At 64.7% G+C, this 19,171-nt stretch carries 21 protein-coding genes; 10 read left to right on the forward strand and 11 right to left on the reverse strand.

Translation table 11 applies throughout. The features are described 5' to 3' along the window. Positions 1–3 precede the first annotated feature (3 nt). The 6 genes from CSQ95_RS18440 to CSQ95_RS18465 form a co-directional block, all read right to left on the reverse strand. Complete coding sequence (locus CSQ95_RS18440; RefSeq protein WP_099410562.1) at positions 4–873, reverse strand: carbohydrate ABC transporter permease; 870 nt, start codon at positions 871–873, stop codon at positions 4–6. 7 nt (positions 874–880) lie between these two features. Then, on the reverse strand, positions 881–2,137 hold the full coding sequence (locus tag CSQ95_RS18445; protein WP_099410563.1) for an ABC transporter substrate-binding protein: 1,257 nt from the start codon (positions 2,135–2,137) through the stop codon (positions 881–883). Between the two features lie 100 nt (positions 2,138–2,237). Beyond that, positions 2,238–3,251: an SIS domain-containing protein gene (locus CSQ95_RS18450; protein WP_070221837.1), complete on the reverse strand. Its 1,014-nt coding sequence runs from the start codon at positions 3,249–3,251 to the stop codon at positions 2,238–2,240. After that, a complete protein-coding gene (gene nagA / locus CSQ95_RS18455; protein WP_070221836.1) occupies positions 3,241–4,353 on the reverse strand; it encodes an N-acetylglucosamine-6-phosphate deacetylase in 1,113 nt (370 codons plus the stop codon). Before nagA ends, CSQ95_RS18450 begins: the two co-directional genes overlap by 11 nt. Further along, the gene (locus CSQ95_RS18460) at positions 4,350–5,084 is read right to left on the reverse strand and encodes a GntR family transcriptional regulator (protein ID WP_099410621.1); all 735 of its coding nucleotides are present in this window, start codon (positions 5,082–5,084) and stop codon (positions 4,350–4,352) included. The genes nagA and CSQ95_RS18460 overlap by 4 nt, the downstream gene beginning before the upstream one ends. A gap of 2 nt (positions 5,085–5,086) precedes the next feature. Continuing rightward, positions 5,087–5,959, reverse strand: a complete 873-nt coding sequence (locus CSQ95_RS18465; RefSeq protein ID WP_099410564.1) for a BadF/BadG/BcrA/BcrD ATPase family protein — start codon at positions 5,957–5,959, stop codon at positions 5,087–5,089. Positions 5,960–6,307: 348 nt separating this feature from the next. On the opposite strand from CSQ95_RS18465, the gene CSQ95_RS18470 reads away from it, so the two are divergent. Next, positions 6,308–6,595 (forward strand): hypothetical protein, encoded by a 288-nt coding sequence (locus CSQ95_RS18470; protein WP_034759823.1) that lies wholly within the window; start codon positions 6,308–6,310, stop codon positions 6,593–6,595. A gap of 51 nt (positions 6,596–6,646) precedes the next feature. On the opposite strand, the gene CSQ95_RS18475 is transcribed toward CSQ95_RS18470, so the two are convergent. Next, entirely contained in the window at positions 6,647–6,925 is a 279-nt protein-coding gene (locus CSQ95_RS18475) for a hypothetical protein (RefSeq protein WP_141750096.1), read from the reverse strand. A gap of 417 nt (positions 6,926–7,342) precedes the next feature. Here CSQ95_RS18475 and CSQ95_RS18480 point away from each other — a divergent pair, with 417 nt between their 5' ends. The 8 genes from CSQ95_RS18480 to CSQ95_RS18515 all read left to right on the forward strand — a co-directional run bounded on the left by CSQ95_RS18480 (position 7,343) and on the right by CSQ95_RS18515 (position 14,902). Next, positions 7,343–7,867: a hypothetical protein gene (locus CSQ95_RS18480; RefSeq protein ID WP_099410565.1), complete on the forward strand. Its 525-nt coding sequence runs from the start codon at positions 7,343–7,345 to the stop codon at positions 7,865–7,867. A gap of 51 nt (positions 7,868–7,918) precedes the next feature. Then, complete coding sequence (locus CSQ95_RS18485) at positions 7,919–9,550, forward strand: ExeA family protein (RefSeq protein ID WP_099410566.1); 1,632 nt, start codon at positions 7,919–7,921, stop codon at positions 9,548–9,550. A 1-nt stretch (position 9,551) separates the two neighbouring features. Continuing rightward, the gene (locus tag CSQ95_RS18490) at positions 9,552–10,250 is read left to right on the forward strand and encodes a general secretion pathway protein GspB (protein ID WP_099410567.1); all 699 of its coding nucleotides are present in this window, start codon (positions 9,552–9,554) and stop codon (positions 10,248–10,250) included. A 102-nt stretch (positions 10,251–10,352) separates the two neighbouring features. After that, the gene (locus CSQ95_RS18495; protein ID WP_099410568.1) at positions 10,353–11,846 is read left to right on the forward strand and encodes an alkaline phosphatase family protein; all 1,494 of its coding nucleotides are present in this window, start codon (positions 10,353–10,355) and stop codon (positions 11,844–11,846) included. A gap of 94 nt (positions 11,847–11,940) precedes the next feature. Next, the gene (gene mobB, locus CSQ95_RS18500) at positions 11,941–12,465 is read left to right on the forward strand and encodes a molybdopterin-guanine dinucleotide biosynthesis protein B (RefSeq protein WP_099410569.1); all 525 of its coding nucleotides are present in this window, start codon (positions 11,941–11,943) and stop codon (positions 12,463–12,465) included. 57 nt (positions 12,466–12,522) lie between these two features. Then, entirely contained in the window at positions 12,523–12,723 is a 201-nt protein-coding gene (locus tag CSQ95_RS18505) for a YjfB family protein (RefSeq protein WP_034781856.1), read from the forward strand. Positions 12,724–12,956: 233 nt separating this feature from the next. Then, on the forward strand, positions 12,957–13,259 hold the full coding sequence (locus CSQ95_RS18510; protein ID WP_070313700.1) for a DUF2282 domain-containing protein: 303 nt from the start codon (positions 12,957–12,959) through the stop codon (positions 13,257–13,259). A 17-nt stretch (positions 13,260–13,276) separates the two neighbouring features. Beyond that, entirely contained in the window at positions 13,277–14,902 is a 1,626-nt protein-coding gene (locus CSQ95_RS18515) for a DUF692 family multinuclear iron-containing protein (RefSeq protein WP_099410570.1), read from the forward strand. A gap of 4 nt (positions 14,903–14,906) precedes the next feature. On the opposite strand, the gene CSQ95_RS18520 is transcribed toward CSQ95_RS18515, so the two are convergent. The 3 genes from CSQ95_RS18520 to fumC form a co-directional block, all read right to left on the reverse strand. Continuing rightward, positions 14,907–15,191 (reverse strand): hypothetical protein, encoded by a 285-nt coding sequence (locus CSQ95_RS18520; RefSeq protein ID WP_070221826.1) that lies wholly within the window; start codon positions 15,189–15,191, stop codon positions 14,907–14,909. A gap of 125 nt (positions 15,192–15,316) precedes the next feature. Next, positions 15,317–15,538: an RNA-binding S4 domain-containing protein gene (locus CSQ95_RS18525; protein WP_099410571.1), complete on the reverse strand. Its 222-nt coding sequence runs from the start codon at positions 15,536–15,538 to the stop codon at positions 15,317–15,319. Positions 15,539–15,633: 95 nt separating this feature from the next. Beyond that, positions 15,634–17,028, reverse strand: coding sequence for a class II fumarate hydratase (gene fumC / locus CSQ95_RS18530; RefSeq protein ID WP_099410572.1), 1,395 nt, complete (start codon positions 17,026–17,028; stop codon positions 15,634–15,636). A 172-nt stretch (positions 17,029–17,200) separates the two neighbouring features. Between fumC and CSQ95_RS18535 the strand changes: the two genes are divergently transcribed. Beyond that, complete coding sequence (locus tag CSQ95_RS18535; RefSeq protein ID WP_143450005.1) at positions 17,201–18,319, forward strand: FimV family protein; 1,119 nt, start codon at positions 17,201–17,203, stop codon at positions 18,317–18,319. Positions 18,320–18,751: 432 nt separating this feature from the next. Here the strand turns inward: CSQ95_RS18535 and CSQ95_RS18540 are convergent, their stop codons facing one another. Then, positions 18,752–19,048 (reverse strand): flagellar protein FliT, encoded by a 297-nt coding sequence (locus tag CSQ95_RS18540; RefSeq protein ID WP_070221823.1) that lies wholly within the window; start codon positions 19,046–19,048, stop codon positions 18,752–18,754. Positions 19,049–19,171: the final 123 nt, after the last annotated feature.

Genomic DNA, 19,171 nt, shown 5'->3' on the forward strand with positions numbered 1-19,171 from the left:
CGGTCAGCGGTGCTTGGGTTTGAGGTAGCGCAGGCACAGCAGGGCGATACCGATGCAGAATAGGGACACGACGAAGCTGGCGGCCAGCGCGCGCGGCAGTTTCAAGTGCTTCAAGCCCTGGTCATACGCGTAGTACAGCGCCGTGAAGGTGGAATTCATCGGGCCGCCCTGTGTCAGCACGTCGACTTCCTGGTACGCCTTCAGGGCCGCCAGCACGGACAGGATGGAGCACAGCATGATGGTCGGGCGCAGCATCGGTACGGTGATCTTCCAGAAGCGCTGCCAGCGGTTGGCGCCGTCGAGCATGGCCGCTTCCTGCATGTCCGACGGGATCGATTGCAGCGCTGCCAGGTACATCACCATGTACCAGCCCAGGCCGCGCCACAGGGTGACGAACATCACGGCAAACAGGGCCTGGCTGTCGTTCGACAGCCAGCCCAGGGGCGCGTTCACCAGTTTTAACGTCATCATCACGTAGTTCAGCGCGCCCTGTTCGTGGAACATGAAGCCCCACATGATGCCGACCACGGACACGGTCGTCACCACGGGCACGTAGAAGGCGGCGCGGAACAAACGGATGCCGGGCAGGCGGTTGTTCACCAGCACGGCCAGCGTGATGGCGCCCACCTGCACGAAGGGCACCATCAGCAAAAACATCAGCGAGTTTTTCAGGCCCGAGACGAACATCTCGTTGTTGAAGATGTAGCGGAAGTTATCGAGGCCGACGAAGCGCGTCTCGCGTATCAGGCTGTAGTCGGTGAAGGCCAGCACGGAGCCGTAGCCGACGGGCCAGAAGGAAAAGGCGGCCAGCAGCAGCAGGGCCGGGGCGAGGAACAACCAGGCTTGCACGGTATGGCGGTGGGCGAGTTTCATGGTGTCCTTAGTGGCGCGGCAGGGTGGCCAGCTTGCGGTTCCAGATGGCGACGGCCTGGTCGAGCGCCTGCTTCACGTCCTGCTTGCCCGTCACGCCCGCCTCGACGGCCTTTACCAGCGAGCGGCGCAGTTCGTCGTAGTCGTCGATGCCGGCCACGTACAGCGTGCGCGAGTGGCCCATCGACAGGGCGCCGGCGGCCACGGCCTTTTCGGCCGCGCCCGCATTTTTCGGCGTGGACAGAAAAAACGGGTCGGCCGCCGCTTTCACGGTGGTGGGGAAGACGCTGGCCTGGCGCGCGAAGGCCAGCTGGTTTTCGTCGTTCGTCAGGAAGCGCGCGAACTTGCCCACCGAGGGCAGCTGGCGCGCCGGCACGCCTTTCGGGATGGCGAAGTGCACGAGCCAGCCGCCGTCGGCGATGCCAGTGGGGCCCAGCGGCGCAGGCGCCACGTCGGTGATGGCGTAGATGTCTTTCGCATCGCCGCGGATGCGCTGCATGGCCGTGGGCGGCGCCAGCAGCATGCCCAGGCGGCCGCCCTTGTAGGCGTCGATCACGGCCGGGAAATTGTCTTCGGCGAACAGGCTTTCCTTCAACAGGCCGCCGACCTTGTAGGTGTCGGCCAGTTTCTGCACCAGCGCCACGTGCTGCGGCGAATTGAAGACGGCGCGGTTGTCGGTGATGACGGCCAGGCCCTGCTGCATGAACAGGCCGTCGATTTTCGAGAGGGCGGGGGCGATGCCGGCCTTGCCCGTGCGCTGCGCGATCTGGCGCGCGAACGCCAGTTGTTCATCGAGGCTGGCGGGGCCGCGCGTGAGCCCGGCCTGTTTGAAAATGGCGGTATTGAAGGCGATCACCGCGACATTGCTGTACATGGGAAAACCGTAGGTGCGGCCCTTGAAGCGCAAGTCCTCCAGGGCGCTGGGAATGTAGCTGGCGCGCGCTTCCTTGATCAGGCCATCGACGGGTGTGAGCAAGCCGTCGCGTGCAAATTCGTCGGCCCAGGGCACGTTCAGGCTGACCAGCGCGGGCGGCGTGCCGGCCACGATGCGCGTGACCAGCTTGGTCTGGATGACGTCCCACGGGAAGTCGATCCATTCGATTTTGACACCGGGATTCTGCGCCTCATAGCGCGCCACCACCGCATGGAAATACGGCGTGAACTTGGGCTTCATGCTGAAGGTCCAGAATTCGATTTTCTCGGCAGCCCATGCCTGCGGCGCGAGCAGGCCCGCGCAGGCAAACACTGCCAACAGTCTCTTGATCATTATTATTATCCTGGCGACTGACCCCGCAAGTGCCGGGGCCGGACCCTCAGGTCCGACCCCCGTCTCTGCCTTTGGGGGGGCGTAAGTTACTACTTGTTGCTTAGTTTGTTTTTGTTACTTTGCTCAAGTGACGCGGCGCATCCGGGTCCATGCCGCGCGCGGCCGACAGTTTTGCCGCCATCACATAGAAGGACTGGATGGCGACGATCGGGTCGAGATCCGGCGTGGCCGCCACGGGCAGGGTCAGGTCGCGTTCGGCCACGTCGGCGGGTGCCGCCAGCAAGACCTTGGCGCCGCGGCCGCGCATTTCCGTGGCCAGTTGCAGCAGGCCGGCCTGGGTCGGGCCGCGCGTGGCGAAAATCAGCAGCGGGTAGCCGTCTTCGATCAGGGCCATCGGGCCGTGCTTGATTTCGGCGCCGCTGAAGGCTTCCGCCTGCAGGGCCGAGGTTTCCTTGAATTTCAGGGCCGATTCCAGCGCCACGGGGAAGCTGATGCCGCGTCCGACGACCATGATGTTGCGGGCCGGCGCCAGCACGTCGATGGCGGGCGACCAGTCGACGCGGGTCGCTTCGAGCAGCGCTTCGGGCAGCGCTTCCAGCCCTCCCAGCAGCTCGGGATCGTTCTGCCACTGGGCCACCATGCGCGCACCGGCGACCAGGCTGGTGATGAAGCTTTTGGTGGCGGCGACGCTCTGTTCCTTGCCGGCGCGCAGGGGCATGGCCCATTCGGCGGCGTGCGCCAGCGGCGAATCGATGTCGTTGACGAGGGCCACGGTGGTGGCGCCGCCATCGCGGAAGTAGCGGATCGGTTCAACCACGTCCGGGCTCTGGCCCGATTGCGAGATCGAGATGGCCAGGGTATCGCGCGTCACCAGCGGCGATTTGTTCAGCGTGACCAGCGACATCGGCAGGGATGCCACGACACGGCCCAGGCGCGCCATGATCAGGTAGGCGACGTAGTTGCAGGCGTGGTCGGAGCTGCCGCGCGCGATGGTCAGCGCGGTTGAGAACGAGGTGCTCCTCAATTTGCGGCCCAGTTCCGCGTAGCGTTCCGTGTCGCTGGCCAGTTGCAGGGCGACGCATTCGGCGGCGGAAACGGCTTCTTTAAGCATCATTGAGGTCACAGATTTCTCCTTCTATATACACAGCTTTGAGTTTGAGATCGCGATCGAGTACCACCAGATCGGCGTAAGTGCCGGGGGCCAGCCGGCCGCGTTCTTCCAGGCCCAGGTAATCGGCGGCGTTGGTCGACACGCGCTTGGATGCGTCGGCCAGGTCCAGTCCCAGTCCCACCAGGTTGCGCAGCGCCTGGTCCAGGGTCAGGGTGCTGCCCGCCAGCGTGCCGTCGGGCAGGCGCACGCCGCCCATGCATTTCTGCACGGCGTGGCGGCCCAGCATGTATTCGCCGTCCGGCATGCCGGTGGCGGCGGTCGAATCGGTGACGCAATACAGGCGCGGGATGGCGCGCAGGGCCACCTTGATGGCGCCCGGATGCACGTGCAGCAGGTCGGGGATCAGTTCCGCGTATTCGGCGTGCGCCAGGGCGGCGCCGACCATGCCCGGCTCGCGGTGATGCAAGCCGCTCATGGCGTTGAACAGGTGCGTAAAACCCATGGCGCCGTGTTCCAGCGCGGCCACGCCGTCTTCATAGGAGCCCAGCGTGTGGCCGATCTGCACGCGCACGCCGGCGTCGGCCAGGGCGCGCACCAGCTCCAGGTGGCCGGCGATTTCCGGCGCCACGGTGATGACGCGCAGCTTGGCCAGGGTTTGCAGGCGCTCGATTTCCGCCAGCGTGGCGGCGCGCGCGTAGTTCGGCTGCGCCCCGAGCTTGCCGGAATTGATGTACGGGCCTTCCAGGTGGGCGCCCAGCACGCGCGCCGTGTTCGGGCGGCGGTGCCTGGCGGCGATGCCGATGGCCGTCAAGGCCATGTCGATGTCTTCCGGCGGCGCCGTCATGGTGGTGGCCAGCAGGCTGGTGGTGCCGTGGCGCGCATGGATGGCCGCGATGGTGTAGACGGCTTCGCCGCCTTCCATGATGTCCTTGCCGGCGCCGCCGTGCACGTGCAGGTCGATGAAGCCGGGCAGAATATAGTCGTCGCTGTTGCCCGACGGGTGGACGGAATCGCCCGTGATGCTGTCGACTTTTTCGCCGAAGGCGATGGCGCCGTGGATCCAGCCGCCGGGGGTAAGGATATTGCCTTTGATAGTGCTGCTCATCTGCGCGACTCCGCTACGAATTCATAATAATCACTGCGGCAATACGAGTGGGTCAGTTCCACCGCTGCGCCGTTGTCGAGATAACTGACACGGGTGATGTGCAGCATGGCTTCACCCGTCTTGATATTGGCCAGCTTGGCCTGTTCTGCCGTGGCGTTGACGGCGCGGATATGCTGCAGCGCGCGCATCGGGATGGTGCCGCGCGACTCCAGGTAGCCGTACAGCGAATCGGTCACCTGCTGCGGGTCCGGCATGTACAGGGCGGGGATGGTGGTCGTCTCGATCGCCATCACCACTTCGTCGGCCGTGCGCAGGCGGCGCAGGCGCGCCACCGGCATGTGCGGCGACAGTCCCAGCGACAGCAGTTCCAGCGGCGCGGCCGAGCCGATGTCGCGCTGCAGCCAGCGCGAGCCGGCCGTGAAGCCCCGCTGGCGCAATTCTTCCGAAAAACTCGTCAGGCGCGACAGCGGCTGTTCCAGCTTGGGCGTGATGTAGGTGCCCGAGCCGCGCTTGCGCGTCAGCATGCCCCGGTCGCACAGCATGTCGATGGCCTTGCGCGCCGTGACGCGCGAAATTTCGAGGATCTCCGACAGCACGCGCTCGGAAGGCAAGGCCTGGTTGGCGCGCCAGTCGCCGCTGGCGATGCCGTCCGACAGCATGTTCGCCAGCTGCATATAGAGCGGCGTGTCGCTGGCGGGATTCGGTTTGAAGGCGGACAGTTTGGCCAGCATGGTCATTGCTCCTGCAAGTGCTTGCGTATCAGGCGCAGACCGCCTGCGGCCGAGTCGCCCTGTGCCGGCACGACCAGTTGCAACAGTTCCGCCGGCAGGTAGCTCGACAAGGGCGCCGCCAGGCCGCCGCACAGTGCCACGGGCAAGGCGCCGGCCGGGTCGAGTGCCCTGGCGATGAGGGCGATCTGCTGGCCCGCGTCGGTCAGGATGGTGCGCGCCACGGCATTGCTGGCCGCGTGTTCGAGCACCAGGCGCGCCAGTTGCGCGAAATTGGTCTGGCTGGCGGCCGCCAGCCATACTTGCATGGCGTCGCGCTGGCCGCCGCAGGCGTCGATGACGGCCGTGGCGAAGGCGCTGCCGGGCACGCGGCCGTCGACCACTTGCTGCGCATGGTTGATGGCGCGCATGCCGATCCAGGCGCCGCCGGCTTCGTCGCCGGAAGGGAAGCCCCAGCCGCCCACTTCATGGCGGCTGCCGTCCGCGTGCAGCACTTCGCCCACGCTGCCGGTGCCGATGGCAACGATGGCGCCCGGCTGGCCGGCATGCGCGCCCAGCAGTGTGGTCAGGGCATCCGATTCGAGTGCGACTGCGGCATAGCCGGGATTGTGTTCGACGAAGCTGGCGGCCCACTGCTTGTTGTGCACGCCGGCCAGGCCCAGGCCGATGGCCATGCGCTGCAAGGAGGGTTGTTCCAGGCCGGCCGTGCGGAAGGCCAGGGTGACGGCATGCGCCACGGAGGTCCACGCCCGTTCGATGCCCAGTCCCAGGCCGGATGGGCCGCTTTGACCCTGTGCCAGTTCCTGGCCGTCGAGGCGCGCCAGGCGTACGCGGGTACCGCTTCCCCCGCCGTCGACGCCGATTATGTATTCGATCATGTTGTGCAGTCCCGCATTTGGTTGAGTGCGCCTGTCTCGCTTATTTTATTTGTCGGGCGGCGAAAAAGCTGAAGGCACTATATTGTTGCCCCGATGGCTAGTCAAGAGGTATTTAAGTGGTATTGTAAAATATTCTTGCGCCTGATGGCGTTCGCCTCGATATTTTGTTGCAAGTCATTGTTAATAAAGGATTTTTCGTGGGTGAGGAATGGTATTGAAATTGGCCTTGTTTAATGCCAATTTTTTCCAACTGGTCTGTTGTTGGCGATGCGGTATTGCTTGCATGCATGCTTGGCAAGGGGCGCCATGAAGAGTAAAGTCCGGCTTTTACACCTGAGTTGGAAGAGCATGATGAACGACAAGGCAGCAAAGAGCGAGTACTGGGACGACTGGCAGCAAGAGGCGCTGGCCGCCGGTGTGTCGGCGCCGCTGGCCGCGCTGGGCATGGAAATGATGCGCACGCACCGCAAGAACCGCTGGCCGAAGGATTTCCTGGGCCGCGAAAGCGATGGCCCGGTCATGATCGAAATGTGCCTGGAAGATGAGGCGGAAACGGAATTGTTCTTTATCGAGAACCTGTATCCCTACGATGCGGCGCTGATCGAAAAGACGCGCCGCCGTCTGTGCCTGCACTGATCGTGCGCTGACGTGTGACTGGAACGGCCGCCTTGCGCGGCCGTTTTCACGTCAGTTACTGAATTTTTCGCTGCTGGTGGTGGCTCTGGCGCGCATGCGCAGGCTCAGCAGCACGATGGTAACCAGCAGCAGCGAATGTGTGCCCGGTTCATGCGAAGCGGGGGCGCGCAGGCTGGCGTCTTGCGACTGGAAACTGGCCAGGCGCGTGGCCAGGGTGGCGGGTGCCGCCTGGTAGCTGGCCTTCTGAACCGGCGCCGTGCCCGCCGCATGCGTGCTTCCAGCGGCCCAGAGCGACAGGGCCGCGCCCAGCAAGATCATTGTTCTCATCATATTCTTTATTTCCGCCGAGGGCTGTCAATCGATTACACATGGTCCCGCCGTATGCCGGCCCATGTCCTGTCCCCAGTTTGTATGCTTTCCGGCGTTGCTTATAGTGCACCGGAATGATAGCTATTTATAAATTTCGTGTATTAAAACATAATAAAACAAAAATGCAAACGTCTTTTTGCAAATAAGTACATGCGCTGCCTGTGCTTGCCGGGTGCGGTCTGTCTATTGCATGGGGGAAATGACGTGGCATTTTCATGGGGGAGTGTCATAATGGCCCAGGCATTTCCGCCCAGGCATGGAGTAGATGATGAGCAAGGCACAGGACAGCAAGAAAGAAGCCAAGAAAGAACCGGCCAAGACCATGAAGGAAAAGAAGGAAGCCAAGAAGGTCAAGAAAGAAGAGCGCAAGCGCTGATCATGTGCGTGCGCCGTTCATTGACGCGCCCCTGGCGTGCGCCGGCCCTGCTGGCGGCGTTCGCCCTGCTGGCCGTTGGTGTGCCCGTGTCCGGCGTGCTGGCGCAGCAAAAGCCGGCGCCGTCCACGTTCGGGCAGGTGGTGGGCAATGCCGTGCTGTGCATCGACCAGATCGACAACAAGGCTTTTTATGCGTATTTGCTGACGGCCTTCGGCCCCGCCTACAAGCATGAAGGGGGCGCCTACTGGTTCCGCACGGACGCCACCTTGTGGGGCGCGCCGATCACCGACGTGATCGTCAGCGACGACACCAGTCCCCTCGTCTTCATGGGCGTGGTGGCGGACGCGGCGCCGGAAAAGCTGGAGCCGGCCATCCGCGGCGCCTCGGGCCTGCGCTTCAATAAACTCGACAATTCTGCCTTTCCTGTCCGTGGTTCAATGCCTGGCAGTAAAATCGTCTACTTCCGTAGCAAGGCGAAAGTCTATTGCGCCAAATACAAGCCGTTGCCGCCCGCCCGCACCCGCTGAGGGTCTCGGCTTGCCGCCGCGCATTTTGATCGTTTCATCCGCAGGGTCTCCATGTACACGCATTATTTCCAGCTCAAGCAATCGCCGTTTTCGATCGCCCCCGATCCGCGCTACCTGTTCATGAGCGAACGCCACCGCGAAGCGCTGGCGCACTTGCTGTATGGCGTGGGCAGCGGCGGCGGCTTCGTGCTGCTGACGGGCGAAATCGGCGCCGGCAAGACCACCGTGTGCCGCTGCTTCATGGAACAGATTCCGGAAAACTGCCAGCTCGCGTATATCTTCAATCCGAAACTGTCCGTCGAGGAATTGCTGCTGTCGATCTGTGAGGAATTCCGCATCGCCGTGGCGCCCGGCGTGGCCAGCGTGAAAGGCTATGTCGACGCCATCAATGCGCACCTGCTGGCCAGCCATGCGCAGGGCAAGAACAATGTGCTGATCATCGATGAAGCGCAAAACCTGTCCGCCGCCGTGCTCGAACAATTGCGTTTGCTGACGAACCTGGAGACGAGCGAGCGCAAGCTGCTGCAGATCATCCTGATCGGGCAGCCGGAATTGCGCGCCATGCTGGCCCGGCCCGAGCTGGAGCAGCTGGCGCAGCGCGTGATCGCCCGTTATCACCTCGGTTCGCTGACGGAGGACGAGACGGCCAGCTATGTCCGCCACCGCCTGGCCGTGGCGGGCAGTACGGCGCAGACGCCGTTCGCGCCCCGTTTGATGGCGACCATCCATGCCTTGAGCAAGGGAGTGCCGCGCCGCATCAATCTGCTGTGCGACCGCGCGCTGTTGGGCGCTTACGTGGAAAACCAGCCGCAGGTGACGCGCCAGATATTGCGCCGTGCCGCCGAGGAAGTCTTTGCGGAAGAGGGCAAGCCGGCTGCCGGACGGGGCTTGCGCTGGCCGCACGTGGCCGCTGGCGTGCTGGCTGGTGCGCTGGTCACGGCCGCGCTGGCCTGGCATTTCATGCCACGCACGCCTGCCACAGTGGCCGTGGCGAAAGTGCCCGTCGTGGTGGCGTCGGCGGCGCCCGCTGCGACACCTGTCCCTGCGTCCGCGCCCGTCAGCGTGCCTGACCGCAACGCCGTGCTGCGCCAGCTGGCCAGCCTGTGGGGCGAGCAGTTGCCGGCCGGCGACGCTTGCCAGGCGGGCGCCCGCGCCGGCCTGCGCTGCCTGCACAGCCGGGGCGGCATCGCCGAGCTGCGCGTGCTGGACCGTCCCGCCATGCTGGCCTTGCGCGATGCGGGTGGGACGGAACAGCCGGCGCTGTTGACGCGTCTGCAGGATGATACCGCCACCTTGATGCTTGATGGCAAACAGCAAAGCCTGCCGCTGGCTCAGCTCGCGCAGCGCAGCGATGGCAGTTTCACGACCTTCTGGCGCGCTCCGCGCAGCTGGCGCGACGAAGTCCCGCTGGGCGCGCGCGGCGCCGACGTGGATTGGCTGGCGCAGCGGCTGGCGCAACAGCGGGGCTTGCCGGCGCCGGCCGCCAATCTGCCGCTCGATGCCGAGATGCAAGGCCAGCTGCGCGCTTTCCAGCAAAGCCAGGGCCTGCGGGCCGATGGCCTGGCGGGCCCGAAAACATATATACGCCTGATGCAGCTGGGTGACAATGCGGAGCCGCGCCTGAGCAGCGCGGCTCCTGCCGTGGCGGCGCCCGCTGCGACGGCGATGGTGGCGGGGAAATAAGATGTCCTACATACTTGAAGCACTGAAAAAATCGCAGGCCGAGCGCCAACTGGGCGAGTTGCCCTCGATCCACGCACCGCAAGTGCAGCTGCACGATGCGGCCGCGTCCGGCGCTGGGCGGCGCGCGCCCGTCTGGCTGGCGCTGGGCGGCGTGACGGTGGCCGTGGCAGCCGTCCTGCTGTTCTGGCAGCCCTGGCAGGCAGGCACGGCTGCACCTGCGGCCGCTCCTGCCGTGCTGGCCCAGGCTGTGCCCGCTCCGCTGCCGGCAATCGTCCCGCCGGCAGTCCCTGTCCCTGTACCTGTATCCGCGCCGGCCCCCGTCACGCAAGTCGCGCCCGTGCCGCCTGCGGCCACGGCCGCGCCCGTGCACCATGCCAGGCCTGTGGCGGAACCGAAGCAGGAAACGCCAGGCCAGGCGCTTCCCGTCGTCCCGGCTCCGGCTCCGGCCGTGCCCCCGCCCGCAGCCGAAGATGCCGTGCCCGGCATGCGTGACCTGCCCGAGCCGATACAGCGGCAAATCCCCCCGGTCGCCATCGGCGGCTATATCTACTCGAAAAATCCGGCCGATCGTTTATTGTTGATCGACAAGGTCCTGCGCCACGAAGGCGAGGAACTGGCGCCCGGCCTGGTGCTGGAAAAATTGCAGCCGAAAGCGGCCATCTTCAGTTTCAAGGGCTACCGCTACCGCGTGCCGTATTGAGTTGTTGTGCATCAAGGCCGGACCCACATAGCTGAACCATACTGGCCTGGCCTGGTCGAACCAGGGTCGCTGCGACCGTGTGCGCGGCCGGGGGGAGGTCGCATGATTGCTGCTGCCGGTGAGGGTGTGCTTGATGCGGATGCGCCGGGAAACCTGGCGCGCATCGACCATATCGTCGTGCTGATGATGGAAAACCGTTCGTTCGACCACATGCTCGGCTACCTGAGCCTGGAAGGCGGGCGCGCCGACATCGACGGCTTGCAGGCCAGCCATGCCAACGTGCATGCGGGCGTGCGCTATCCCGTGCACCATTTGCGGCGCACGGCCTTCGGCCCGCAGCAAGACCCGTCGCATACGGGCACGTCGGTGGCGCAGCAATTGCAAAACAATAATGGCGGCTTTGTCGACGACTATGCGCAAACGCATCCGGGCGACCCCGACATCGACCTGGTAATGGGCTATTACAATGGGGCCGACCTGCCCATGTACGATTTCCTGGCACAGCAGTTCTGCGTCTGCGACCGCTGCTACAGCTCCGTTCCTGGCGCCACCTGGCCCAACCGCCTGTATGCGATCAGCGGCAAGGCGGCCGGCAGCCGCGACAGCAAGCGCGTGCCCCTGTACACGAACAAATCCTTCGTGCGCCACCTCGACCGCGCCCAGGTCAGCTGGAAATTTTATTCCGCCTGGAAGCCCTGGAGCCTGGCGCTGACGGACGACCATTACCGTTCGTCCGAGCTGTACGAACCGTTCGGATCGAGCGCGCGCCGCTATGGTTTCATCGGCGATGCGCTGGCGGGCGCCTTGCCCTCGGTCAGCTGGATCGATCCGCATTTCTTTGAAAACGACGACCACCCGCCGGCCGACATCCGCGCCGGCCAGGCGCTGGTGGCGCAGGTCTACCAGGCCCTGTCGCGCGGCCCCGCCTGGGCGCGCACCTTGCTGATCCTCAGTTATGACGAGCACGGCGGCTTTTTCGACCATGTGCCGCCTGGCCCCGCCATCGACGACGACCCTGCGTTTCGTCAGTACGGCGTACGCGTGCCCATGCTGCTGGTGTCGCCGCTGATCGCGCCGGGCAGCGTCAGCCACGAGGTATACGATCACACGTCGATCATCAAAACCATCCTGCAGCGCTTTGGCCGCGCCGCCGATGGCAGCTTGCCCCAGATGGGCGCGCGCGTGGCGGCCGCCAGCGGCCTGGGCGCCGTGCTGACCCTGGCGCAAGCCCGTGCTGCGCCCGCCGTGCCCGCCGCCTTAGTGGCGCAGCGCGCCGCCTGGGAGGCCGATGTGCGGGCGCAGGATTTCGCCCCGCCGCCGCCCGCTTGCCAGCCTGATGGCGAGCTGGCCGCCGCTGTCGCCGTCCCCTTCCAGTCCGATGCCGAGGCGGGCGCGATCGCCGCCCACCGGCAATTGGCGCGCACGGCCAGGAATGCACATGCGCTAAATGGCAAAGCAGCGGGCAAACCAGCGGGCAAACCAGCGGGTAAAACGGCGGGCGCGGCAGCGCCGAAGTCGTCGGGCCGGCGCCGTCGGCGGGGCGGCAAGCCGGCGCCTCTTGCCGCCGGGAATGGCGAAAAACCTGGAGTCGCGTGACTTGGGTGAAGAGCTGGACGATGCGCCGGGTCTGCGTCGGCGGTCGCGCCCGTGGGGCTGCGTATAATCATTCCTTCTCAATCAAGGAGTGACCATGCACGATGCGATGCCCCCACACCCGGTACTCGGTGTGATCGGCCGTTCCGGCAGCGGCAAGACGACCCTGCTGGAATTTGTGGTGAAGGAACTGGCGGCGCGCGGCTTGCGCGTCAACCTGGTCAAGCACAGCCACCATGACCTGGCGCTGGAACCGCCGCAAAAAGACAGCGCCCGCCTGCGCATGGCGGGGGCGGCGGAGGTGCTGGTGGCGTCGCCGTATCGTTTTGCCATCGTGCATGAGCTGCGCGGGGCTCCCGAGCCGAGCCTGGCGCAGCAATTGGCCCGCATGGGGCCGGCAGACCTGACCCTGGTCGAGGGTTTCAAGACGGACCCGATTCCCAAGCTGGAAGTGTTCCGTCCGGAAGTAGGGCAGGCGCCCCTGTATCCGCATGACCCGCATGTGATCGCCGTCGCCTCCGACAGTCCGGCGCCGGCCGACTTGCGCGAGGGCGTGCAATGGCTGGACTTGAATGCCCGCGAGCACGTGCTGGTCTGGTTGCTGCACAGGCTGGAAAAATAAGCTAAAGGTTTGCCGGCGGCATCCGTTAACAAGAGTAGAACCTCATTGGAGAAACGTATGGACGTCGGAAGCATTGCTCAACTGTCAACCACGATGGCGGAGACAGGCACGCGGCAAGCCGTTGGCTTGACTGTCCTGAAAAAAGCCCAGGATATCCAAAGCTCGACCGCCACCGCCTTGCTGGCAGCGTTGCCACCGGTACAGTCGGCGCCGAGTCTGCCGGCTCATCTCGGTAACCGCATCAACACGACAGCCTGAGCGCGGTCCCGCGGCGCCAGTCCGGCGCTCGCCATAGATACGCCCACACCACCGTCATCGACGGTGGCGCGTGGGCGTTTTTGTCTGTCGTTTCGCCGTCCTTTTCGCCTTCCTCCCGTCTCCGTTCGCCATGATCCGGCCGATTCAGTAGAATGACGTCCATCACTTCGTGCTGCTCATGGCGCAGCCCGGGGCGTGCCCACTTTACTTTGACCCATGCAAGAGGAATCCCCATGAACAAACGTCAAGCTCTCATCGCCGCCGCCCTCGCGGGCCTCTGTGCCGGTACTTCCGTCAATGCGGCCGCCCACGATGGCCCCGCCCCCGGCGATAAGGAAAAATGCTATGGCGTGGCCAAGGCGGGGCAGAACGATTGCGCTTCGTCCGACGGTGCGCATTCCTGCGCGGGCCAGGCGGAGGCGGACAACCTGCCCACGGAATGGGCGTATGTCGCCAAGGGGACGTGCGAACAGGCGGGCGGTTCCGTCAAGCCCATCAAGGCCGGCAAGGCGGCAAAACCGGCCACGCAGCCGTAAACGTCCGCCGCCTGCCCATGCCGCCGCCCATTCAGGCGCTTGCCGGCGTCGGCCTGCGCGCCGCGCACTACCGCGACTTTCTGGCGCGCCGGCCCAAGGTCGGCTGGCTGGAAGTGCACACTGAAAATTATCTGCAGCCGTCGGGCTGGGATAACCATGTGCTGCAGACTCTGCGCCAGGATTACCCCATCAGCCTGCATGGGGTGGGCCTCGGCCTGGGATCCGCGCGCGGCTTTTCCGAGAGTCATTTGCAGCGCGTGCGCAGCGTGGTCGAGCGTATCGAACCTTCCCTCGTGTCGGAGCACCTGAGCTGGGGCGCCGTGGCGCAGCAGCAACTCAACGATCTGTTGCCGCTGGCCTTGAATGGCGCCGCCCTCGATTTACTGTGTGCAAGAGTGGGGAGGGTGCAGGATATGCTGAAAAGGCCGATCTTGCTGGAGAATGTCTCCACTTGCCTGCGTTTTGCCGACGATGCCATGAGCGAGGCGCAATTCCTGGCGGAACTGGCGCGCCGCAGCGGTTGCGGGCTGCTGCTCGATATCAATAACCTGTATGTGAACCAGTGCAACCACGGCGAGGACGCCATGCTTGCGATGCAAGCCATCGCGCCGGGCAGCGTGGGCGAACTGCACCTGGGCGGCCATCTGCTGACGCCGCACGCCGTGATCGACCACCATGGCGCCGCCGTGGCCGATCCCGTCTGGGAGCTATATGCGGCCGCCTTGCAGCGCTTTGGCGCCATTCCCACCCTCGTCGAATGGGACACGGATTTGCCGCCGCTCGATATCCTGCTGGGCGAAGCGGACAAGGCGCAAGCCATGCTGGCGCGCCATGCGCCGCAAACCCCATCATGGCATGCAGCGTCGCCGCCATCCGCGCCGCTACCCGCGTCGCTTGACGCGCTGGCCGCTGGCCAGCAGGCATTTGCCATAGCCTTGCTCGATACCGGGGCAACATTGCCATCGTTCGCGGGCGAGGCGGTGCCGCAGCGTTTCGCGCTGTACCGCGGCAACTTGAGCGCCACCTGGCGCCGTACCCTGGGCCACGCCTATCCCGTCGTGCTGGCGCTGGTGGGCGAGGATTTCTTTGGCGGCCTGGCGCGCGCGTATGGCCGGCAGATGCCATCCGATAGCGCCGATTTGAACTACTTTGGCGCCCGTTTCGCCGATTTTCTGGCGGCTTTTCCACCCGTGGCCGCATTGCCCTACCTGCCGGACATGGCGCGCCTGGAATGGGCCTTGCACCTGGCCCATTACGCGGCCGATGCGCAGGCACTGGCGCCCGAGTCGCTGGCCGCCCTGCATCCCGATCAACTGGAAGCGCGGCGTTTTACCTTGCATCCCGCTTGCACCTTGCTCGCGTCCGACTGGCGGGTGGCGGCCTTGTGGCAGGCGCATCAGGAGGAGGACGGTTCGGGGATGTTTCCGCAAGATATGCAGGTGGCGAGCTGGGCACTGGTCTGCCGGCCGCGCTGGAAAGCGCAGTTGCTGGTGCTCGATGCGGCTGCGCATGCCGCCTTGCAAGCCTTGCAGCAGGGGCAAACGTTCGGCGCCGCGCTCGATGCGGCGTTCGAGCTGGACCCGGCCTTCGACCTGGCTGCGCACCTGCGCCAGTGGCTGGCGCATGCGGTGCTGGCAGCGTGACGGTTTATTCGAAGGCCCGCAGCAGTCGCGCTTCGCCCGTCTGATCGCGGTACAGGGCATTCGCGGCCAGGGTGGCGTCCATCATGCGCGTGACTTGCTCTTCTTCAAAGCGGGCCAGTTCGGCCGTGGCCGCGACGAGGGCCAGTTGCAGCCTAGCGCGCGCGCTCTGGTACAGGCTGCTGGTGTATTTGTCTGTGTTACGCAGTAATTCTTCCGCGTTTTCTATTACCTGGCGCAAGTCGCCGATCAGGCGTTCCTGGCTGCGCGTACCTTGTTCGGGATGGTCCATGGCGCTTCCCTTCTGCAATCGATATTTATCTGACAATAACGACGTGTCGCAGCTTGACTTGGGCAGCCGGGCTGGCAGGAGTGCTGGCTGGACGCATGGGGCCGCTTTCGCGCCCCATGCCGGCATCAAACGGGAGCGACGACCGTGATACGGATATCGCCCACGCTGACGACCTGGCCGGCGCGGATCTTGGCGGTCTTGCGCAATTCCTTCTTGCCATCGACCTTCACCACGCCGCTATCGACCATGACCTTGCCTGCACCACCGCTGTCGCACAAGCCGACCAGCTTGAGCAGCTGGTTCAGCTCGATGAACTCGGATGTTAAATCAAAGCTTACTTTTTGCATTGTATCCCTTATTGCAATGATGTGTTTTCAACACTTGATGACGACCTCAACTAATCCATAGTTTACCTGAAGCCGCCAGCAATGCAGGGTGTAAGTCAGCTTTTGTTGGGCCGCGTCATCTCCAGCGGCACGATCCATGCGCCGAATTGCTCTTCCGTCACAAAGCCCAGGGCCAGCGCCGCTTCCTTCAAGGTCGTGCCTTCGTGCTGGGCTTGCTTGGCGATTTGCGCCGCCTTGTCATAGCCGATGTGCGGCGCCAGCGCCGTGACCAGCATCAAGGAGCGTTCCATCAGTTCGGCGATGCGTGCGCGGTTCGGCGCGATGCCGTGGGCGCAATGCTCGTCGAAGCTGCGCATGCCGTCGCCGAGCAGGCGCGCGCTTTGCAGGAAGTTGTGTGCAATCAAGGGCTTGAAGACGTTCAACTCGAAATTGCCCGAGGCGCCGCCCACCGTGATGGCCACATCGTTGCCGAAGACCTGGCAGCACAGCATGGTCAGCGCTTCGCACTGGGTGGGATTGACCTTGCCCGGCATGATGGAGCTGCCCGGCTCGTTTTCGGGGATCGTGATTTCGCCGAGGCCGGAACGGGGGCCGGACGCCATCCAGCGCACGTCGTTGGCGATTTTCATCAAGGCCGTGGCCAGGGTTTTGAGGGCGCCATGGGCGGCCACCAGCGCGTCGTGGGCGGCCAGCGCGGCAAACTTGTTGCTGGCCGTTTCGAATGGCTGGCCCGTCAGGCGCGCCAGTTCGGCGGCGATGCGGCCGGCAAATTCCACGTGGGCATTCAAGCCCGTGCCCACGGCCGTGCCGCCGGCGGCCAGCTGCAGCAGCGGCGGCAACGCTGCCGTAATGATGTGCTCGGCAAAGTCCAGCTGCGCCACGTAGCCGGAAAATTCCTGGCCCAGGGTCAGCGGGGTCGCGTCCTGCAAATGCGTGCGGCCGATCTTGACGATGTCGGCAAATTCCGTGGCTTTCGCATCCAGGGTGGCGCGCAGCTGGCGCAGCGGCGGCAAGACCGTGTTGGCGACGGCCAGCGCGGCGGCCACGTGGATGGCGGTGGGGAAAATGTCGTTCGAGGACTGGCCCAGGTTGACGTCGTCGTTCGGGTGCAGCAGGCGCTCGGCGCCGCGCAAGCCGCCGATCAGCTCGGAACCGCGGTTGGCCAGCACTTCGTTCATGTTCATATTGCTTTGCGTGCCGGACCCTGTTTGCCAGACGGCCAGCGGGAATTCTGCGTCGTGCTTGCCAGCCAGCACTTCGTCGGCCGCCTGCGTGATGGCGATGGCTTTCTTGCCATCCAGTAATCCCAGGTCCAGGTTGACGTGGGCGGCCGCGCGCTTGACGGTGGCCAGGGCGGCGATCAGTTCGGGCGGCATCTTTTCCGTGGAGATATGGAAATGCTCGAGCGAGCGCTGCGTTTGCGCTCCCCACAGCCGGTCGGCGGGTACGTCGATCGGGCCGAAACTGTCGCGTTCGATTCTGCTACTCATGGCATCCCTTTCATCGATGGAGGTGGATCGAGTGTACTCCAGACGTCAAAAAGGCACAGGATGATGCTGTATTGCATCATTTTTGCCCTGGCCCATCTATATTTTTGCGATTTCCTGCCGTTAAAGACAGGCGAGTCCCTATTATTTATCCTGTTATCAAAGCGATCAGTCCATGCAGAGCAGCATCCTTCCCCGTTGGTCTTTGATCGCGTGCGCCGCCGCCAGCCTGGCCTTGCCGCCCGTCATGGCGGCCGAACTGGGCGACATGGCGGTGCTGTCGCACGTGGGCCAGCCCCTGCTGGCCGAGCTCGAACTGACGGCCCTGGCGCCCGAGGAGGCCAATGGCGTGACCGTGCGCCTGGCTTCGCCCGATGTGTACCGCGGTGGCGGCATCGGCATGGATCCTGCCCTGCAAACCTTGACGATCGGCCCGTTTGAGCGCGGTGGACGCCATTATGTGCGCGTGGCCACGCGGCAAGCGATCCAGGCGGGGCATGTGCACCTGTATTTATTGCTGGGCAATGGCAGTGGCGCCGTCGTGCGCCTGGGTACCTTGTGGCTGACGCCGGCGCCGCCCGCCGCCGTACCCGTCAGTGCGCCAGCCAGGCCAGCTATTCCGTTGCCCGCGCCGGTCTCCACGCCTGTGCCGTTGCCACGCGCCGTACCCGTCGCGCCGTCGCCCGACGCCGCCGCGCTGGCGGCCCGCGCGCGGGCCGAGGGCCTCGTGCGTCCGGCGCGCGTGTTCGTGCCGCCGCCCGCCGCACCCAAACTGGCCGCTCCCGCGCTGCCGCGCCGCGCCGCAGCGCCCGTGGCCGCCTGCGCGCCGCAGGCGGAGACGGGGCAGGCGGCAGCGTGCGTGGGGCTGGACGAGAAAAACACGGCCCTGACTGAAAAGCTGGGCGAACTGGAAGGCAAGATCGGCGTCTTGCAAAAGGCGCTGGCCCTGCCTGCAGCCGCCGTGCCGCCCGCCGCCGCGCCGGCCGTGGCGGAAGCGCCCCATGCGAAACCGAAGCCCCTGCACGCGGCGCCGGCAGTCGACAAGGAAAAAAAATCGGGCGGCATGCTGTGGCTCGGTATCGGCACCCTGGTCTTCCTGCTGCTGACGGCGCTCATCGTGTACATCGTGCGCAAGCGCAGGCAAGCGGCGGGGCCGGGCGCGCCGTCGAAATACTGGGTCTTGCTGCGCAAGCCGTTCGGCCGCAGGAAGAAGGATGTGCCCGTCTTGACTGAGGCGGTGGAAGAAGGGGCGGCGGCCGAACCGGAAGTGGAGCCGGAGCCGTTCTCGCGTTAATGCTGCCGCAAGGCGCTGCCGCAAGGCCGCCCACAATTTGATATAAAAAAAGATATTGAAAAAATACATGGAAACGCTTGCCAAGCACGTTGCCTGTTTCTTAAAGATGGTGCTATGATGAATTCAGTGGACTTGCTCTACGACAAAACAGCCCCAGCCTGGCGCAGTCACCAACGATAGTGTGGCGCGGCAAACCAGGTGTAGCGTTGCATAAACGCCTGGGTCTGGAAGCGGTTCGCGATGCCGACGATGTGCTCGCGAACGCCGGATGCAACCGGCAGCGAGGCGACGCCAGGAGATACCTGGGGCTCGCCTTCCAAATTCCCCCCGCCTTGCCTTTTTTGAGCGCCGCAGATGGCGCTCCCTCGCATGGCGGCAGACGTAAAAAAAGCACCCGCGGGTGCTTTTGTCGTTTCTGGCGCGGCAAGCTTCTTACATGCGGGCGCGCGAACCTGGCATGGCGTTCGACAGCTGGGTCATCCACGGTTCCGTGATGGCGCGGATTTCGCGGTCATTGGCCAGGATTTGCTTGAGCAAGTCGATCTTGCGCAGGCGCGAGGCGCCGGCCAGGGCAGGCGCCTTGCCCGTCATGGTCGCGCTGGCGGCGCTGGCGCACTGGTTTTCCAGGGTATCCAAGCCATCCCAGTCGCTCGAACGTGCGGCCACGACCATTTGATTGGTCATTCCTGCAATATTTTCATACATCGAGAGAACGTCGTTGGAGGTCATGAGCACACCCGTAACTAGTGAATGGATTACCGCTTGTCTAGATTAACGGCGGGTCCAACGGGAACTTGAGGGGGTTTTTGAAAAAAAAGTGGAAATAATTTGGATGTTTTTTTGCGGGCAGCC

Origin of the sequence: Janthinobacterium sp. BJB304, assembly GCF_002735765.1 — a bacterium.
GTDB lineage: Bacteria > Pseudomonadota > Gammaproteobacteria > Burkholderiales > Burkholderiaceae_D > Janthinobacterium.